This is a genomic window from Sporosarcina sp. CAU 1771 (genome assembly GCF_054482775.1).
In genome coordinates this window covers 1-16,476 of record NZ_JBTLRN010000041.1, presented here as the reverse complement: position 1 = coordinate 16,476, position 16,476 = coordinate 1, and the positions used below count along the sequence as shown (strand labels likewise).

The following is a 16,476-nucleotide window of genomic DNA, read 5'->3' as shown; positions in this document are numbered from 1 at the left end:
TTGTCGTATAATGGACATAAGGGCATCTTCCTCCTGTCTGTTGTATGTTGTGGTGACTACATTATACAGGATTTGGGGAGGTGCTCTATTTTTTGTGCCTGAAAAGCCTTGAGCCCCAAGGGCTCTGAATTATGAAATTGACTCAATTGAGTGAAATAATGAATTAACGTGAAAAACTGAATGGTTTAGGCGGAATATTTTGTTTAGTACTTTTATTCAGATTTAATATATTGTATGATATTGACATAGCCAGAAAACTATTTATGAATTTGGAAGGAAGTTTGATGACATTGATGAATGGTTTAAATCATCAAGGCATTGTTGAATGTTTACGTGAGTACAATTTAAAGAAAAACATTAAAGAACAACTAAAAATAATTAATCCTCTTTTGGGTCAAAAAGAAACAGACATAAAAGTTCACTTAATGAGTGCTTTAGATAACGGTGTAATTACGAAAAGTGAATTGGATTTCTTGGAAATCAAAATGAAGCTAGGTCGTATGTGTTTAGAATTGGAGCAAGTATTAGATGGGATTTATGTCACTTTATTGTTTTATGATAGAGAACGAAACCATGGTTATCATGGTGCTGCTCCTAGTATTCCAGTGGAATTCTTTGACTTCTTTGGTGTTATAAATGAGCAGGGAATACTAGATGAAAATTGTTGTTCATGTGGAAGAGCTATTTATACGCAAGAAGTTGTTCAATCAGATATTGGAACGAGTCCACTTTGGACAAACCTTAAAGAAAGTGTCTTTGAATACGGTTTCAAATCTTGTACATCAATACCATTCTTTACAAGCACTGGTCGATTGGCTGGAACGTTTGCTCATTATTCTAAAATGCCAAACAATCATTTAACACAAGAAGAAGTGGAAATGATTCAAGAAAAGATTTCTATGTTTAGTCCTGAAATTCAAACGATATCTGATCGTATTCATGAGTATACGAAAGATGGCAATGTTAGTCTGACAATTTAATATAAAAGGGGGATTAGTGCATGACTATTGGAGAGCGCCTGAAAATGCTTCGCTTGGAAAATAGGCTTACACTACTAGAAGTTGCAACTAAAATTGGACTGGCCAAATCTTCTTATGCAAGTTATGAAGGGGGATATAGAAATCCTCCCATCGATAAACTCGTAGCATTAGCCCAACTTCATCATGTTTCAACAGATTATCTACTAATGTTAACGAATATTCCTGATTCTGTTGAATCTCTTCAGAAGCAACATCTTCAATGGGATGGAATCAGTTTAAGTGAAAAGGAATTAGAAATTGTTCATCAGGTTGTTGAATTAGTGACTGAAAAGAACCAAGAAATTAGTGGGGAAAAATCGAGACAAATGGATATCGGGTGATTATTCATTGTCTTTTTTTTGCTGCAAAGGGTCGCTTAAAGCGAACAAAGTTCAGAATGGGGGATCGTTATGGAAAGTAAATATAAAATCCATTATAGAAGGGAGAACGTTAGACATACATACGACCATGACATGTCTAATGATCAGCTAGTGGGAAAACTTGCTGCTGGAGTAGCTCATGAGATTAAAAATCCGCTTAATTCGATTAAAAGTGTTGTTCAATTATTAAAAAATATGGAAGTAAGTAATCCAGAATACTATTCAATGATTTACTCTGAGATAAATAAGGTCGAGGAAATAGTAAATAAATTTATTAAGCACGCGGAAAAGCAATCAGTGAATTTACGTATCAATGAAGAGAGCGGTACAGATTCTTGTCTGATGAATAGTCAAAAAGTTATTAAAGAACAAAATGGAACGATTCAAGTTAAGAATGAGGCAGAAGTAGGTACAACAGTAGATATTCACCTTCCACTTTTAAAGTCATAAGTTCATCTATCTAAGTGTGTGAGTGCCTACGTACGAAAAAGGGTGACAGCTGCCGGTTAAACACAGACATGAATTTGCTTAGCAACTAACAGGAATCACTTTCTTAGGTAAAATGCATACACTATGAAAAATGCTTACTTAAGTAGGAGTGATTGAAATGTATGTGAATAATGAAAATCAATTCAGACGACCTGAAATAGTCAACGGTGCATATGGGGATGTCAATGGGGATGGGATAATAGATTATGTGTTTTTGACTGCAGTAAAGTCAAACGATCCGTCCAGTCCTTATGTAACAAATATTACGTTAAACATTCAGGATGGAGCAACAAAAAAGCTACATGCTATTGCACTGAATGAGAACGGAAATTCGGGTTATCATCCTACTGTTTTTCTTGGAGACTTTACGGGTGGTGGAATTAAGGATATTCTTATTCGAATCGATTCTGGTGGGTCTGGTGCATTTACATTTGACTATGTGTATTCATTCACTAACAATCAATCTAAGAAATTATTTGATTTTGATCATTACAATGAAAAAAACCAGTACACAGTCACTTATTTAGATTTCTATAAAGTACGAGTTCAAAGCCTAGCAACGAATCAATCTTTTTTAATAGATATAAGCGATAGGGGTGCAGAGTATTTATCGCAAATCTATTATAATAATGGTTCTTTAAAACAGCCAATACAAGGAATGGTAGACGGGGTTAGCGGGTTTTATCCGGTAGACATGGAACGTGATGGCGTATATGAAATACAAGCCTATCAAAAAGTTAGCGGGCTTTATCATGCCGACTCATTTGGATATATTATTAATACGCTAAAGTGGGATGGCCAAAAGTTTAGCATTTGGCAGCAGTGGATGGCAATCTACGGTAATTAAACTCGGGAATGGCAGGTTAATGCTTCTTTTTAAAATCCATATATAACTCAATAATCTCCCGGTTTTCCTTAATTGGATACCGGGTATTTCTAATTCTCAAATCATACTTCTTTTCTTCACTATCTTTTGTGCATCCGCACCTTACACCTGCTTAAATAAAAAGTATTGTTTGATTAAAAGTAAGAACCTTCCATCACTTTAAACGTCCTATAATAATAAGGAGATAAGCGAAGGAAATATAGATGGTGTTAATGCCAGATTGCTGGTTACTTTTTAAAAGGAGAAATGTGGATATGAATGCAATAGTTAATAATTCATTAGTAATCATTGGCGTCAGCATCAGTCTCATACTAGCAACGACTATAGGAATTTATGCTCAAGATATGTCTTATTACTTAAATAATCGGTACCCGCAAATGGAGTTGACCACGGCTATAACTGCCTTAACATTCCCTAGTATTGGATTGTATATTATGAATCCTATTTTATTATTAAAATTACTGAAGCTAAAAAAGGTATATGTTTATACGTGTATGATTGCCAGTGTTTTAATCGGTCTTCCAGTCTCATTGTTTTCATTTTTCGTTTGGGGAATGTGGATGGGATGATTTTTGGCATTATTAAAGGCTCAGTTGTTGCATAAGCTCTTTCTTCAATCTGGATAGATTGTCCAGTAGAATCAATAAAATTCGAAATTAGGGAGGTTAGTATGTGAAGCGAATTGGAATTGTCTTGGGTATAATTGTAGTTAGTGTATCTGTATTTATCATTGTAAACAAATCATACTATCCTTCTTTGCCGATTGATAATCTATCGGCAAAAGAGGTAATCGAAAAACTAAAGAAGTCTGATGAAAAAGTCGTAGAGATTGCAACAGACGTAAATTCCATTTGGTATATTACTAGAAATGAAAATAAAGATGATGTATTGCTAGTGGATGAAATCATAATACAAATGATTGCTTCAAAAGGTTGGGAATTTAAAGAAAAGATGGGTGCGGGTTTATTTTTTGAAAAAGAGGATGAAAAGTTAATTGTCACTACTCAAATGTGGACAGGGAAATACGTACTTGTTCAGGTACAAAATATATTTAAAGAACTATAGAAAAGTTGGCTACGGTAACTGCACGTGAAGGTTTAGTTTAAATCGAAGATCGCTGGCTAACTAACAACAACTTTTATTGAAGAAGGAATGATTTTGTTGATTAAACCATACTTCAAGATATTGTGGTTCGTTATCAGTCTGATACCGGTATCTTTCTTATTTCATTTTTATGAGTATGGACAACACATTAAGCAGAAAGAGGCATCTTTCTTGTTTATAACTTCTTTATCATATGTTTTGATAGCTGGATTTTTGTCTGGATTCATAAAAATACGTTACGTTATACTAGTCAATCTTTTATCAACTGCATTATCAGTGATACTAGCTGTAACTTTCATCACTGATGAAAGTGGTTGGTTTAAACCAATTGGCCTAAATCTTGCTATTATGCTTACTACTTCAGTGTTTTTAATTGGAATATTGTTAGTCAGAATAGTTTCCAAGTATCTTTTTAAACAAAAATACTATTAGCTTTATCTAAAGAAATCGTTCCTTATAACGCTTCTAGTGGATCTATTGGACCTTTTCGAAAAATATAGGAAATGAACTACCATGCAGACTTTACTAGACGGGAGTGGATGTTTTGAATGCAATAACTTTAATTATCTTACTTATTTCACTGCTGGTTTCCACCACAATTTGTATTACTGTATTTAATTTAAAAAACAATAAAAGGTTAAGTTTGCTGGTCGGATTATGTGTAAATGCAGTTATATTACTACTAGCAGCAGGCTTTTTATATAATCTAGACGTTCAAAGATTCCATAAGCAAACCGATGGTGTATTTGGTAGCTTGGGAATAGTAATTTTTTTATTTTTTATTCCCATACTAACGCTAATTAATTCCTATATTCTTGACTTCATAAGATATAAAAGAAAGCGAGTATCTGACTAACTTTTATACCTTATTTAGTTCTTCAGCATACACCATCACTTGATTTCTTCCATTTACCTTTGCACTATACAACGCTTTGTCCGATTTTTCGATAAACTCCTCTACTTGCTCGCCCTCATACTCAGCAACACCAAGGCTAATAGTGAGCGGGATATGTTTATTGTGAAAAATGAAATCGGAGTGTTCAACAGCTTCACGAATACGTTCTGCTATTATTTGTGCTTCATCTACAAGTGTCCTAGGCAAAACAATTGCGAATTCTTCTCCGCCAAAACGGACATATGCATCTGAACTTCTTGCAGTATGTTTAATGATGTTTGATATATGTTTAAGAGCTTCATCCCCACATACATGTCCATAAGTATCATTAACTTTTTTAAAGCGGTCAACGTCAATCATGATGAGCGAGAATGGGCTATTCATTCTTTTACTTAGGGGAATCACTTTCTCCATATATAAATCAAAATATCTTCGATTACATAATCCAGTCAATGCATCAATAATAATCAGTTTTTCTTGTTGCTTTAATAACTTATTATTTTCAATTCGAAGGTAACTAACAGTAAGAAGTATAGCGAAACTTACAAAAGACTCTAAAATAAGTGCTCGTGTTTGCGGTATACTGATGGCATCGTAGTTATAGAAGTAAGCAGTATATTTCAAAAAGCTGTAAAAGATTGCAGTCCCAATAATAACTTTCCATCTTGGATACATGATCATAATTAAAATTGTAGGAACAATATACAATGACCATGCGATAGAAGAAAGTCCATGGGATTGTACTCTGGAGACTATATCGATTCTAATGGGTAAAATCGTGAAAATTATGATGATGGACCAAAGGATATATTTTTGTCTCATTAAATTAACCCTCTTTCATTGTTGCAGGGAAACTATGTCGTTAGAATCACGATTCATTTATACTATACTTTCATCTACTTCCTATTGACTTCTAATTAAAATGATAGATTAGGGAAAAGGAAAAAACAAGTTTTAATTAGAGAAGGCAATTCTAAGTTCCATTATGAAAAGACTACAAAAATCAAAAGGATGTGCAAAATAATAACTATAGATATAAGTTTTGAAGGTGTACTTGAGGCGGGAGAAAGAATTCAGAATCATATAATAAGAACTCCACTTATAAGAGTTCCCGCATTAGATTGGATTTAATTCCATTCGAGTAAGAAGACTATCCGGTGTAACTACTGTTCTAGGTATGGCAGCATATTTGATTGCAGTTACACAAGGTATATCTCTTTTGTTATCTCATTTACTTGAAATTAATTATATAGTTGCATTACTTATCGTCTGGTTCACTTATACATCGTTCACATTTTTATCGGGAGCAAAAGGTGTATTGCTTACCGATACAATTATGTATTTCATCTTTAGTATAGCAACATTTTTAGCTGTCCCTTTTATTATGAAAAAAGCTGGTGGATGGCCAGATGCAATTTATAAAACAGCCCATGAATTGACTGATAAACCAGGTATTTTAAGTTGGCATGGAATAACTGGAGAAAATGCCTTTTTAGGCTTGCCACATGAAGCGTTTATCTGGGCTGTAATCTTGGGTGTAGCTTGGACTTGTGTCGTTGCAATTGGTCCATGGCAATCGAGTCGTTACTTAATGGCTAAAAATGAACATGTAATTATGAGAACTGCAGCTGTTGCAACGATTTCAATCTTGTCAATTTATATACTACTTCACATTACAATGGCGACGGTGAATTTAATTAATCCTTCTATCAATCCTTCCGAGATGGTGTTTATTTGGGCGGCGGAGAATGTATTACCTAATTGGATAGGAGTAATGGTAATAAGTGGAATAATGGCGGCTGGTTTATCTTCAGCTTCGACATTTTTACAACTTATAGGAAACAGTTTGGCAAATGATTTGAAGATAGGAAATAAAAATACAACGTCATCATTAAAAACATCTAGAATAGCAATGTTGATCGCAAGTGTTGTTATTTTAATCGTTACGATCTATCCTCCACCAGCAGTTATGTGGATAGGATTCTTTGCAGCAACAGTTTTTGCAGCATCTTGGGGGATTGTGGCATTCGCGAGTATTCATTCTAAAAAAATTACAGAGAAAGCAGCGTTCATGGGAATGTTATTTGGCCTAATAGGTATTGTCGTGGGGCAATTAATAAACACATTCCTGTATAGCTTACCAGTCTATCTAGAACCTGTATTAATCGGAGTGGTGCTCTCCGCATTAGGTGTCTATTTAGGATCTAAAAATAGCAAGGTTACCGAAATTGAAAAAGAGTATTTGAAGAAAATATTAATTGCACCAGCAAACTTGTACAGTATGGTAGAAATAAAACGAACGAAAAAATTTGCGATGGCTATGATTGTAGGGGGTTTTCTAGTCGTTACTTTCACTTTCGTGTTCTATTACTACCCTGTAAATATATACGGATAACATAGGAGGAATAGCAAATGGAGATTAGAAAAATATATACGATTGTAGAGGAAACTAGAAATGCGTACGGTAAGGAATTAGAAGAACCACTTAAGAAAGCAACTACGGTAGCAGTAATTAAGAATCCATATACAAATGTTTACCAAGAAGATTTATCAGCATTTTATGATATTGGAGAAGAACTTGGAGAACTATTGATTCATGAAGCGCTAAAAGCACTCGGTGTTAATGAAGACGATGCTCATGAAAGAATTGATAGTTATGGGAAGGCAGTCATAGTCGGATTAGATGGTGATTTAGAACAAGGACATGCCATTATTCATCCTAAATTTGGCTTGCTTAGACAATTTATCGGAGGAAAAGAAAATGCAAAAGCAGTAATGCCATGTACTGCAAAGATGGGTATACCTGGAACTACAATTGATGTACCACTATTTTATAAAAATTCTGAGTGGGTCGTGACTCATGCGGATTCGATGGAAGTTACAGTGCCTGGATCACCTGTTAAGGATGAAATTGTAGTGGCATTAGCAGTAGCTACAGGCGGAAGACCATTTTCAAGAGTGAGTGGACCCCGAAAAGAAGAATTCGCTGGTGTTAGATAAAATGAACTTAGTCTAAAATTCGTAAGACATAGTTGTTAGCGGACTGAATGAAAAGTTGAGTAGCACTCAACTCTTCATTCAGTCTTTTTATATAGAAAAATAATGAACTAGGCATTAATAAATTGAATACGAACAAAATTTTTGATTCATTAAGAAAAACAGTAGTGAATGCTATTGGTGGTTTGATTTTGATGTGGTAAGAATGAATTTGAAAGATACTTAAGTATTCTCCTAGATGAAATCTCACTGACATGCATCTATGCTAAACTAAGATTAGTAGATTTTGAAGTGGGGGAATGAGCTGATGCTTGAGCAATTTGTCCAAAATAGAAGACTGATAGCACATTATTACATAGCAATCGGACTGGCTGCGCTGCTTTTTGGCTGGAAGGTGAGCAACGAAGCGACGATTGACGCAGCTATCCTAATCGTATTGGCTGTTTATGTTTTAGTGTTCCCAGTAGTGATTTTATACACACGGAAGTATGCAGTACATATATTTTTGTTTCTACTAGCACTTATTACTGGTTTTTATAGTTTTTATCATTATTCAGTTGAGTCACATTCCATATTAAATGCGCTTTATTTTACATTTCAACTCTTTTTACTTGTTGTGACAGATGTATTTACCGAAGATGGTTCGAGTTTACTTCACTATCCGTTTATTGTAGAAATTGCACGCTGGTCAGCCGCGTCGTATACGATCTCAACTCTGTTTATCGCAATGTATCGACTGCTTGAGACTTCTATTCTATTGGTTTTTTATCAAGTTATGGGGAATCATTATGTTGTTTTTGGATATAACGAAAACAGTGTTGCTTTCATTGAAGATTTACGAAAAAATAAGAAGCGTGTGATTTTAGTGGCAGATGGTATGACAAATGAAGCCATCGATTATTTAGAAAGACTTAAAGTTGTCGTTCTACATCCCCGTGACAAAGGGGAAAACATCTATACGAAATGTAGATTGCCGAGGGCCAAAGCCGTTGTGTTACTTCATGAAGAAGATGTTGATAATTTAAATGTACTCATGGATATTCAGTATTACTTTAAGGAGCATTCAAAAAAGAATCTCGGACTTACGGTATATGTTCATCTTCAAGAAGTGACTTCTAGAAAGTTATTCTTAGATTTAGAAGGTACAATTATGGAGCAAGATCGACATTTTCAAGTCCAACTAATAAATTTGTACGAAATATTTGTAGACGCTTTATTTAAAAAATATCCAATCTACTCGTCTTATAAAGAAGAGGAGCCTATCCATATATTTATCATCGGCTTTGGACCGTTGGGGCAACATATAGCTTTGAAAGCAGCTTCTCAAAGTAGGCAGATAGAAAAGAACGCACTGCAGATTACAGCTGTCGATAAAAACATGTCTAAAATCAAGCAGAATTGGGAGCGGAATTACGGGGGAGTTAATAAAGAGGAAAATATCACCTTACGTTCTTTTGATGTTGAAGTAGATCGATTGGAGTCCCTCATAATAGAACAAGATCTTCCAATGACTCATATTTATGTTTGCTTACATGAAGACAATTTGGATTTGTTGGCAGGCATCGAATTATCCAATCAATTACCCCACATTCCAATATACCTTGAGTTTTCCGAAGGTAGTATTGCAGATAAATGGATTCAATCGGAAGTAAGCGGAACACGTCTTATTTACGGAACAGGAACATTTAAAGACATATTAACCGAGGGTACGTTGCTTAATTTAGAAAAGTAAGACCTATATGCTATATTTAGATAATACAACTATTAGCCTAGTTCTGTCTTTTTAACTAGTCTCGGTATATAATGTGTGTATATTAAAATAGATTTGGGGAGCGAATTATGGGTTATCAAGGTAGATTTATTGCTGTTGGAATAGTAATCGGATTCAACTTACTTCGCTATTTATACTACCATCAATATTTAGGCTATCGTTTTGAACCGAGTTTTTTTATTCTAACCGTAATCTTTTTATCGGTTGCTTGGTTTGGTGGAAGGCAATATGATTTAGCAAAATTTTATGCCGAGAAAGATCCGTTAACAAATACATATAATCGACGCACAGTGGATAAAGTATTTAAAAAGCTGGCACTGAATTGTGACAAGCAATGTCAGAAACTTGCAATTGTTCTTATAGATCTTGATGAATTCAAGAACGTTAATGATCAATTTGGCCACCAAAAAGGAGATGAGTTGCTAAAATACATAGCCGATATTATACGACAGAATGCGAATAAGGAAGACCTTATCATACGTTGGGGAGGCGATGAATTTGTACATATCGCCCCAAATATAAGTAAGGACTTTCAGTTAGAGTATGTTCAAAAGTTAAAGAGGGATTTGTCACAATTGAGTGTTGGCATATTCGAGGCAATCGATGCTTCAATTGGTATATCTATTTATCCAGATGATGGAGATAACTTTGAAGAATTGGTTCAACTAGCAGATAAATCGATGTACGAAATGAAAGCAAAGTCAGATAAAGTATTCGAAGACTCCATTTCATTATTGGTATAAAGAGAGAGATTCGATTAGGTCCGCTTATCTTAAAGTAAGCCCAAATGAGTAGAGCAAAAGTAAAGCAGATGGAGATTATTGCTCCATATGCTTTACTTTTTTTAATTGAATTAATTATTCAGAAAACTGTTGACCGAGAGGGCCAAGACGTGCAACAATTAGATTGACCGTTGTAGTCAATGAATGTTTTTGAAGAAAGGTGAACATGTTGGAAAATTTAATACTAAATGTAGAAATAGAAAAGAGAGATCGGATAATAAATAGTGCAATGAAAGAATTTTGCACAAATTCATTTCAAAAAGCGTCAACAAATACAATTGTAGAAGATGCAGGAATTTCTAAAGGTCTTTTATTTCATTACTTTGGGAATAAAGAGAAACTGTATAAGTATCTCGAGTATTTTTCCATTAAAGTAATAACAGAAGGCATCATTAATGAAATGAATTGGGATCAAAAGGATATATTCGTACGTTTGAAAGAAGTGTCAATGATTAAGTTTAAGATATTACAGAAATACCCTTATCTATCTGAATTTTCACTTATGGTATTTAAGGATAAAACAGCTGAGGAGATAATGTGTATAAATCCCGACTTTTCATTGAAAATCTATAATGAGATCTATACCCGTAATATTGATTATTCTTTATTTAAAGAAGATGTAGATACAAAGAAAGCGTTAGACATAATCAGATGGACGATTGAGAAGTGTGGTGAGGAAATAAGAAGTAGTATCGAAAACGGAAATATGGAGTTCGACTTTAAAGGAATTGAAAAAGAAATCTATTCGTACATTGACATGCTAAAGGTGTGTTTCTATAAATAAAGTTATAAGAAAACAACTTTTCATTAAAAAAGGGGGTTTACGTATGATTTCGGTTAAGAATTTGTATCACTCGTATAACAAGGATGAGAAATACCAAGTGAAAGACGTTAGTTTTGAAGTAAAAGAAGGAGAAGTATTTGGATTTTTAGGGCCATCTGGTGCAGGTAAATCAACTGCTCAGAATATCCTTACAGGTCTTTTACAACTTCAAAAAGGAGAAGTATCCGTTGCAGGATATGATATAAGGAAAATGTCCAAGGATAGATTTAATAAGATAGGAATGAGTTTTGAACAATCAAATGTATACAGTAAACTAACTGCAAAAGAAAATTTAGAGTTTTACAGAAGGTTATTTGATGTCCCGACGATAGATCCTCACGTCTTATTAAAACTTGTAGGATTAGAAGGTAAAGAAAATATAAAAGCTGGAGAATTTTCAAAAGGAATGAAGCATAGACTGACCTTCGCAAGATCGATGATTAATAATCCTGAACTTTGGTTTTTAGATGAACCTACTACAGGACTGGACCCATCTATTGCTTCGGATATAAAAAACATTATAAAAGAAAAAAACGATGAAGGCGTTACGATATTTTTAACGACTCACAACATGTTTATAGCAGAAGAACTATGTGACAGAGTTGCTTTTATAGTAGACGGGGAAATAAAATTAATTGATTCTCCTAAGAATTTAAAGCTTCAATATGGTGAAAAGCTTGTTGATGTGGAATATATAGAAAAAGGTGAAGTAGTAAAACAGACTTTATCAACTGTACTTCCGGAAGATAAAAAATTACTTCAAAGTATTATTGAAAACCATGACATCCAAACAATGCATTCAAAAGAGGCGACACTTGAAGAAATCTTTATAAAGGTTACAGGAAGGGGGCTTGTTTAAAATGAAACTCTTTTCTAGCTTTGTAAAAGAGTTGAAAATAGCGTCCAGAGGATTTTACTTTTATATAGAATTAGCTATGGCAGTCCTAATATTAGCTGTATTTTTATTTTTCGTCCCTGATAATTTCACTAGTAAAGGGACGGAGTATATTCACCTAGATATGCCAAGTGAAGCTAGTGAACTATTTTTACAAGAAATAGTGAAAGAAGATTTAGATGGCAAAGTGGAGTCTGTAAAGATAAAGATAGACAAGAAAGAAAAAGATGCATCTCTATATACAACGGAAGATAAAGAAATCTATATCTTAAATAGCCGAGAAGATGTCATCTATATGGCGGATAAAGAAAGAAAAGTAGCTGCGGTCATTAAGATGGATAGTGATTTCAATCTAAATTATGAATATTATTTACAAGGATATGAATCAGATAAATATAAAAATCTATTGAAGATACTTCATGTAGAGTCCAGTGAAAACCTAGAAATGACCATGGCCAATCAAGATGTAAGGCCTTTAGCTACAAATCACGAAACGCTATCGGATAAGGAGAACATGTTGCCCTCGGTTCTAGTCTTTAACGGGGCACTTATGGGGCTATTCATTATAGCCGCGTACATCTTCTTGGATAGAAAAGAAGGTGTAATAAAAGCATATGCACTGACACCGTCTCCAGTTTGGCACTATCTTATGAGTAAAATTGGTGTAATTATGGTCACGACGATTGTATCAAGCTTTTTAGTTCTACTTCCGATTATGGGAACAAAGCCTGACTATCTACTATTAGTAGCCCTATTAGTAACGACAGCTTTCTTTTCATCCTCACTGGGGCTTTTAATCGCAAGTTTTTATAACGATATTATGCAAGCCTTTGGAGCAATCTATGCATTCATGATCTTAATGATTTTGCCCAATATCGCTTATTTTCTACCGAGTTGGAATCCAGGGTTTGTAAAACTAATCCCTACCTATCCCATGTTAGAAGGTTTTAAATCTGTACTCCTTGGAAATGGGGATTGGGTCTATATTTTAACCGTATCTGGAGGGTTTTTACTGGCAGGCATGATTTTATTTGCAATTTCAAATAGTAGATACAAAAAAACGCTTTTAGGGTAAGGAGGGATACTATGATACGCAAAATATGGACGATTTTTAAAAGAGATTTAAAAGTAAATACAAAAGATTTTATCTCCTTGTATATATTAGCAGTACCAATACTTTTTGCAGTAGCGATAAATTTATTCTCACCAGGGATAAATGACACGACAGTGAATCTTGCTTTAATAAAAGGAGATAACAAGAATCAAGTAGAGTATTTTGAGCAATTCGCAAAGGTAGAGCTCTTTGCAAATGTTGAGGCAGTAAAGAAAAGAGTCGAGCAAAGAGACGCTATGATTGGTATCCTACCTGAGAACGATGGATATTATATAATGACGCAGGGAGATGAACCTGAGGGCATAGTTGAATATGCAAAATTATTAAATAGTTTTTATGAGTTGGATATAAGTATATCAGATACAAATAGCGAACTAATCGAGTTTGAAAGAACTGTTCCACCTCTTAAGAAAACGTTAGTTAATGTCGCTATACTCTTTATTTCTATACTTGGCGGAATGCTGATTGCTTTAAATATAGTTGAGGAAAAAGTAGATAATACATTGAGGGCGATCAACTTAACGCCGGCAGGCAGGCTGACTTTCGTACTTGGTAAAAGTGTAATGGGGGTCCTTCTATCAGTCTTTGGTTCAATCGCCTTAATATTGATTACTGGCTTCGGGAACATAAACATATTACAACTTTTATTAGTATTAATCGTAACTAGCTTACTAAGTATAGTGATTGGCTTCATACAAGGTCTAACGAACAAGGATATCATGGGTGCAGCGAGCGGTATAAAAATATTATTCTTACCTTTAATTGCAGGTGTTTTAGCGATTGAAATGTTAGGGGATAAGTGGCAAAAGTTCTTTTATTGGAATCCCTTCTATTGGGCTTATAAGGGAAACGATGTTATTTTATCTCAGAACGGAACTTGGGGTCAAATCCTTATGTACTCCGGAATTGTTTTACTAATAAGCGGTATAGTATACCTCTTCTTGGCACCAAGGATCAGAAAAGGATTGGAGTAATTTACAGTATCTAAAGTGAATTGTAGAAATGTGATAAACTTACAGAGGCGAACGAAAAGTAAATGCGCAGATGAGGGATATTATGAAAGTGAACTATGAAAAGGAAACAATCGAATTTATTGTCCAGTATGGAAATGCCAAAAAGCTTTCGATTCATATAGATGGGTTTGGATTTGTAACTCTTAAAGCACCTAAAAACACGAGTGAAGAAGTGATTAAAAATGCAATTATCAGTCACGGGAAAGCAATCGTAGAAAAGTTAAATGAGATTAAAACAGCGCAAGCAATTTATGATGCGAAAGAGTATTACTCAGAAGGAGTATTCCCTTATCTAGGTAAAGAGTATCCACTAAGTGAATTGATAGAAACTGATAATTTGGATGAAGAAACACTTAAAAGTAATCTTAAGAAATTCTATTTTGCCCGATGCAAAATAATTATAGAAGAACGTGTAAAAATTTATCAGGCGCAGTTAAAGGTAAAGCCAAAAGTTATTGAAATCGTAGAGTCGAAAGGCAAGTGGGGAACTTGTAACACAAATAAAAAGGTGACATTTAACTATCGATTAGCGATGGCACCGATTGAAGTGATCGATTATGTTGTCATTCATGAACTCTGTCATTTACTGCATATGAACCATGATCGTTCGTTTTGGAGACGCTTGGGAAGTATAATGCCCGATTACAAAGAAAAAGAAAAGTATCTTGAAAGATATGGTCCATCGATGACGCTCTAGGAAACTTAATTTCAACTTAAGTTCCGAAGATATGAACCGAATTGCTACTTTAGATCGTCAAGAGCGTAACAATTCAGCTCCTAACGACATGAATATTCGATAAAGTAAAACCGCTTCCCAAATTAGATTGGGAAGCGGTTTTGTGACTGAAAATTATTTAATTGAAAAACCTACAAGTAACAGATGTCTGTATTCTCATATAGTAGGCGGGCATGTCTACCTTCTTGTGTATGTGAATTTATATTACAACGAAGGCGTTCCATAAATTCATAATCACATTCGCACGCTCTTCTACCTCTCTGATAACATATATCATGTGCCTTACAAGCAGCATCTACATCATTGATAGGAGCTTCAGGTCCACTGCAACCGGGTCCGCACCAATTATAGCCGGGGAAAATACAAAAGCGAGCCCTTCTTCTTCGATCGAACATAACAAAACCCCCTTTAGTGCTTTGTTATATTCTATTCAGAAATTAATGAATTGCATAAACAAGCACCCACCTAAGTAACAATTTAAGTTTTTTTGAAAAGGTTTTTTAGTTTCTTCATATAGAATGACTGTATGAAAGAGAGTAAAACCTTTTCGGGTTTACGTAAATACATTCATACACTTCCTGGCTTGCCATCTTCTTAATGGAGAGCAATCATTGCAATGGATCATCTGTTTTTATCATTATTCGTTCAATAGTAGTCAACGCGCATTTAAACCAATAAAAATGTTCTTTAAGTACAGAATGCTTTTCCAGTAAGATACTAGTAATCTCAGCATGGAGAATTTTTAACTTAATACCGAATAGTTTTAAAAGCTTTGGTAGTATTCATTCTACTTAAAGGGTTACTTTTTATCCGAGGCTACTTGTATTTGTTTATTTGTTAACGAACTTACGATGCCTTCGAAACATGTTTGTCTATAAAAATCATGTAGTTCATCTTGGTCTCCCATTAGCCATTGAATGAGACAGCCGTCAATTAGTGCCCTTATAGTGATTGCTGCTTTGTCAATGTCTGTTGAGTAAAATATGCCTTCTTGGATTCCAAGGGTAACAATCTCTCTTCCAATGCCCCAGCAATTTTCATAAAATTTATCATTTACTTTTCGGTACTGGGGTTTATGTCCGGCTTGGGCAAGAAAATCAAGATAAACTTTATAAAATCGTCTGTTTGTTGAAGGCTTGGAGATGGCTGCAAAAACATAGGCTCTTAATTTATCCATAGCAGTAGTCTCTTTATTAATAGCCAAGCGTTCGTTTTGATAAATTTTATCTATTGTCCATTCAAGTAATTGATAAAATACATCGTCTTTGTTTTCGAAGTAATAATTGGTTACTCCTTTACTTACACCTGCATTGTCGGAAATATCTTGTAACGTCACCGCATCAAAGCCCTTTTCTACAACGGCTTGAAATGTTGCTTTCAAAATTTGTTCTTTTCTATTTTCAGCATTTTTATTCGCCATTAAATGACCTCCCTCTATAAACATTGATATATCAACGGTTTAAGCCGTTGTAGGGTGTCGGAAAAATATTTTTCGACACGTTGGTTAACCTCGTTTTATTGTTATGTGAATATTCAAACAGAGTTGGATACGCTACGCGGTCATCGTTGGAT

At 34.5% G+C, this 16,476-nt stretch carries 19 protein-coding genes; 16 read left to right on the top strand and 3 right to left on the bottom strand.

Features of this window, described 5'->3' with window-relative positions; all coding sequences use genetic code 11:
* Positions 1–284: 284 nt before the first annotated feature.
* From ACXYMX_RS16515 to ACXYMX_RS16490, 6 genes are all read left to right on the top strand, one after another.
* Positions 285–980 (top strand): GAF domain-containing protein, encoded by a 696-nt coding sequence (locus tag ACXYMX_RS16515; RefSeq protein ID WP_459045340.1) that lies wholly within the window; start codon positions 285–287, stop codon positions 978–980.
* A gap of 20 nt (positions 981–1,000) precedes the next feature.
* Positions 1,001–1,360 carry a helix-turn-helix domain-containing protein gene (locus ACXYMX_RS16510; protein WP_459045339.1) on the top strand — a complete coding sequence of 120 codons (360 nt, stop codon included), beginning with the start codon at positions 1,001–1,003 and terminating at the stop codon, positions 1,358–1,360.
* A 69-nt stretch (positions 1,361–1,429) separates the two neighbouring features.
* On the top strand, positions 1,430–1,849 hold the full coding sequence (locus ACXYMX_RS16505; protein WP_459045338.1) for a histidine kinase dimerization/phospho-acceptor domain-containing protein: 420 nt from the start codon (positions 1,430–1,432) through the stop codon (positions 1,847–1,849).
* 157 nt (positions 1,850–2,006) lie between these two features.
* Entirely contained in the window at positions 2,007–2,735 is a 729-nt protein-coding gene (locus ACXYMX_RS16500; protein ID WP_459045337.1) for a VCBS repeat-containing protein, read from the top strand.
* A 293-nt stretch (positions 2,736–3,028) separates the two neighbouring features.
* A complete protein-coding gene (locus tag ACXYMX_RS16495; RefSeq protein ID WP_459045336.1) occupies positions 3,029–3,343 on the top strand; it encodes a hypothetical protein in 315 nt (104 codons plus the stop codon).
* A gap of 103 nt (positions 3,344–3,446) precedes the next feature.
* Positions 3,447–3,839, top strand: coding sequence for a hypothetical protein (locus ACXYMX_RS16490; RefSeq protein ID WP_459045335.1), 393 nt, complete (start codon positions 3,447–3,449; stop codon positions 3,837–3,839).
* An 898-nt stretch (positions 3,840–4,737) separates the two neighbouring features.
* On the opposite strand, the gene ACXYMX_RS16485 is transcribed toward ACXYMX_RS16490, so the two are convergent.
* Positions 4,738–5,595, bottom strand: a complete 858-nt coding sequence (locus tag ACXYMX_RS16485; protein ID WP_459045334.1) for a GGDEF domain-containing protein — start codon at positions 5,593–5,595, stop codon at positions 4,738–4,740.
* 298 nt (positions 5,596–5,893) lie between these two features.
* Here ACXYMX_RS16485 and ACXYMX_RS16480 point away from each other — a divergent pair, with 298 nt between their 5' ends.
* From ACXYMX_RS16480 to ACXYMX_RS16435, 10 genes are all read left to right on the top strand, one after another.
* A complete protein-coding gene (locus tag ACXYMX_RS16480) occupies positions 5,894–7,168 on the top strand; it encodes a sodium:solute symporter family protein (RefSeq protein ID WP_459045341.1) in 1,275 nt (424 codons plus the stop codon).
* 17 nt (positions 7,169–7,185) lie between these two features.
* Positions 7,186–7,773, top strand: coding sequence for an amino acid synthesis family protein (locus tag ACXYMX_RS16475; RefSeq protein ID WP_459045333.1), 588 nt, complete (start codon positions 7,186–7,188; stop codon positions 7,771–7,773).
* Positions 7,774–8,077: 304 nt separating this feature from the next.
* A complete protein-coding gene (locus tag ACXYMX_RS16470) occupies positions 8,078–9,502 on the top strand; it encodes a hypothetical protein (protein WP_459045332.1) in 1,425 nt (474 codons plus the stop codon).
* A gap of 107 nt (positions 9,503–9,609) precedes the next feature.
* Positions 9,610–10,284, top strand: a complete 675-nt coding sequence (locus ACXYMX_RS16465; RefSeq protein ID WP_459045331.1) for a GGDEF domain-containing protein — start codon at positions 9,610–9,612, stop codon at positions 10,282–10,284.
* A 44-nt stretch (positions 10,285–10,328) separates the two neighbouring features.
* Positions 10,329–10,451 (top strand): hypothetical protein, encoded by a 123-nt coding sequence (locus ACXYMX_RS16460; protein WP_459045330.1) that lies wholly within the window; start codon positions 10,329–10,331, stop codon positions 10,449–10,451.
* A 38-nt stretch (positions 10,452–10,489) separates the two neighbouring features.
* Positions 10,490–11,107, top strand: coding sequence for a TetR/AcrR family transcriptional regulator (locus ACXYMX_RS16455; protein WP_459045329.1), 618 nt, complete (start codon positions 10,490–10,492; stop codon positions 11,105–11,107).
* A gap of 43 nt (positions 11,108–11,150) precedes the next feature.
* Entirely contained in the window at positions 11,151–12,005 is an 855-nt protein-coding gene (locus tag ACXYMX_RS16450) for an ABC transporter ATP-binding protein (RefSeq protein WP_459045328.1), read from the top strand.
* Position 12,006: 1 nt separating this feature from the next.
* The gene (locus ACXYMX_RS16445) at positions 12,007–13,116 is read left to right on the top strand and encodes an ABC transporter permease (protein WP_459045327.1); all 1,110 of its coding nucleotides are present in this window, start codon (positions 12,007–12,009) and stop codon (positions 13,114–13,116) included.
* An 11-nt stretch (positions 13,117–13,127) separates the two neighbouring features.
* Positions 13,128–14,129 carry an ABC transporter permease gene (locus ACXYMX_RS16440; protein WP_459045326.1) on the top strand — a complete coding sequence of 334 codons (1,002 nt, stop codon included), beginning with the start codon at positions 13,128–13,130 and terminating at the stop codon, positions 14,127–14,129.
* Between the two features lie 82 nt (positions 14,130–14,211).
* A complete protein-coding gene (locus tag ACXYMX_RS16435; protein ID WP_459045325.1) occupies positions 14,212–14,865 on the top strand; it encodes a M48 family metallopeptidase in 654 nt (217 codons plus the stop codon).
* Between the two features lie 170 nt (positions 14,866–15,035).
* Here ACXYMX_RS16435 and ACXYMX_RS16430 read toward each other — a convergent pair whose 3' ends face one another.
* Positions 15,036–15,299: a phospholipase gene (locus tag ACXYMX_RS16430; protein ID WP_459045324.1), complete on the bottom strand. Its 264-nt coding sequence runs from the start codon at positions 15,297–15,299 to the stop codon at positions 15,036–15,038.
* Positions 15,300–15,703: 404 nt separating this feature from the next.
* Positions 15,704–16,324 (bottom strand): TetR/AcrR family transcriptional regulator, encoded by a 621-nt coding sequence (locus ACXYMX_RS16425; RefSeq protein ID WP_459045323.1) that lies wholly within the window; start codon positions 16,322–16,324, stop codon positions 15,704–15,706.
* Positions 16,325–16,476: the final 152 nt, after the last annotated feature.

Excerpts from the sequence above, each read along its gene's own strand:
- ACXYMX_RS16515 (WP_459045340.1), top strand. The coding sequence starts at position 285 with ATGACATTGATGAATGGTTTAAATCATCAAGGCATTGTTGAATGTTTA.
- ACXYMX_RS16510 (WP_459045339.1), top strand. The coding sequence starts at position 1,001 with ATGACTATTGGAGAGCGCCTGAAAATGCTTCGCTTGGAAAATAGGCTT.
- ACXYMX_RS16505 (WP_459045338.1), top strand. The coding sequence starts at position 1,430 with ATGGAAAGTAAATATAAAATCCATTATAGAAGGGAGAACGTTAGACAT.
- ACXYMX_RS16500 (WP_459045337.1), top strand. The coding sequence starts at position 2,007 with ATGTATGTGAATAATGAAAATCAATTCAGACGACCTGAAATAGTCAAC.
- ACXYMX_RS16495 (WP_459045336.1), top strand. The coding sequence starts at position 3,029 with ATGAATGCAATAGTTAATAATTCATTAGTAATCATTGGCGTCAGCATC.
- ACXYMX_RS16485 (WP_459045334.1), bottom strand. The coding sequence starts at position 5,595 with ATGAGACAAAAATATATCCTTTGGTCCATCATCATAATTTTCACGATT.
- ACXYMX_RS16475 (WP_459045333.1), top strand. The coding sequence starts at position 7,186 with ATGGAGATTAGAAAAATATATACGATTGTAGAGGAAACTAGAAATGCG.
- ACXYMX_RS16470 (WP_459045332.1), top strand. The coding sequence starts at position 8,078 with ATGCTTGAGCAATTTGTCCAAAATAGAAGACTGATAGCACATTATTAC.
- ACXYMX_RS16465 (WP_459045331.1), top strand. The coding sequence starts at position 9,610 with ATGGGTTATCAAGGTAGATTTATTGCTGTTGGAATAGTAATCGGATTC.
- ACXYMX_RS16460 (WP_459045330.1), top strand. The coding sequence starts at position 10,329 with ATGAGTAGAGCAAAAGTAAAGCAGATGGAGATTATTGCTCCATATGCT.
- ACXYMX_RS16455 (WP_459045329.1), top strand. The coding sequence starts at position 10,490 with ATGTTGGAAAATTTAATACTAAATGTAGAAATAGAAAAGAGAGATCGG.
- ACXYMX_RS16450 (WP_459045328.1), top strand. The coding sequence starts at position 11,151 with ATGATTTCGGTTAAGAATTTGTATCACTCGTATAACAAGGATGAGAAA.
- ACXYMX_RS16445 (WP_459045327.1), top strand. The coding sequence starts at position 12,007 with ATGAAACTCTTTTCTAGCTTTGTAAAAGAGTTGAAAATAGCGTCCAGA.
- ACXYMX_RS16440 (WP_459045326.1), top strand. The coding sequence starts at position 13,128 with ATGATACGCAAAATATGGACGATTTTTAAAAGAGATTTAAAAGTAAAT.
- ACXYMX_RS16435 (WP_459045325.1), top strand. The coding sequence starts at position 14,212 with ATGAAAGTGAACTATGAAAAGGAAACAATCGAATTTATTGTCCAGTAT.
- ACXYMX_RS16430 (WP_459045324.1), bottom strand. The coding sequence starts at position 15,299 with ATGTTCGATCGAAGAAGAAGGGCTCGCTTTTGTATTTTCCCCGGCTAT.
- ACXYMX_RS16425 (WP_459045323.1), bottom strand. The coding sequence starts at position 16,324 with ATGGCGAATAAAAATGCTGAAAATAGAAAAGAACAAATTTTGAAAGCA.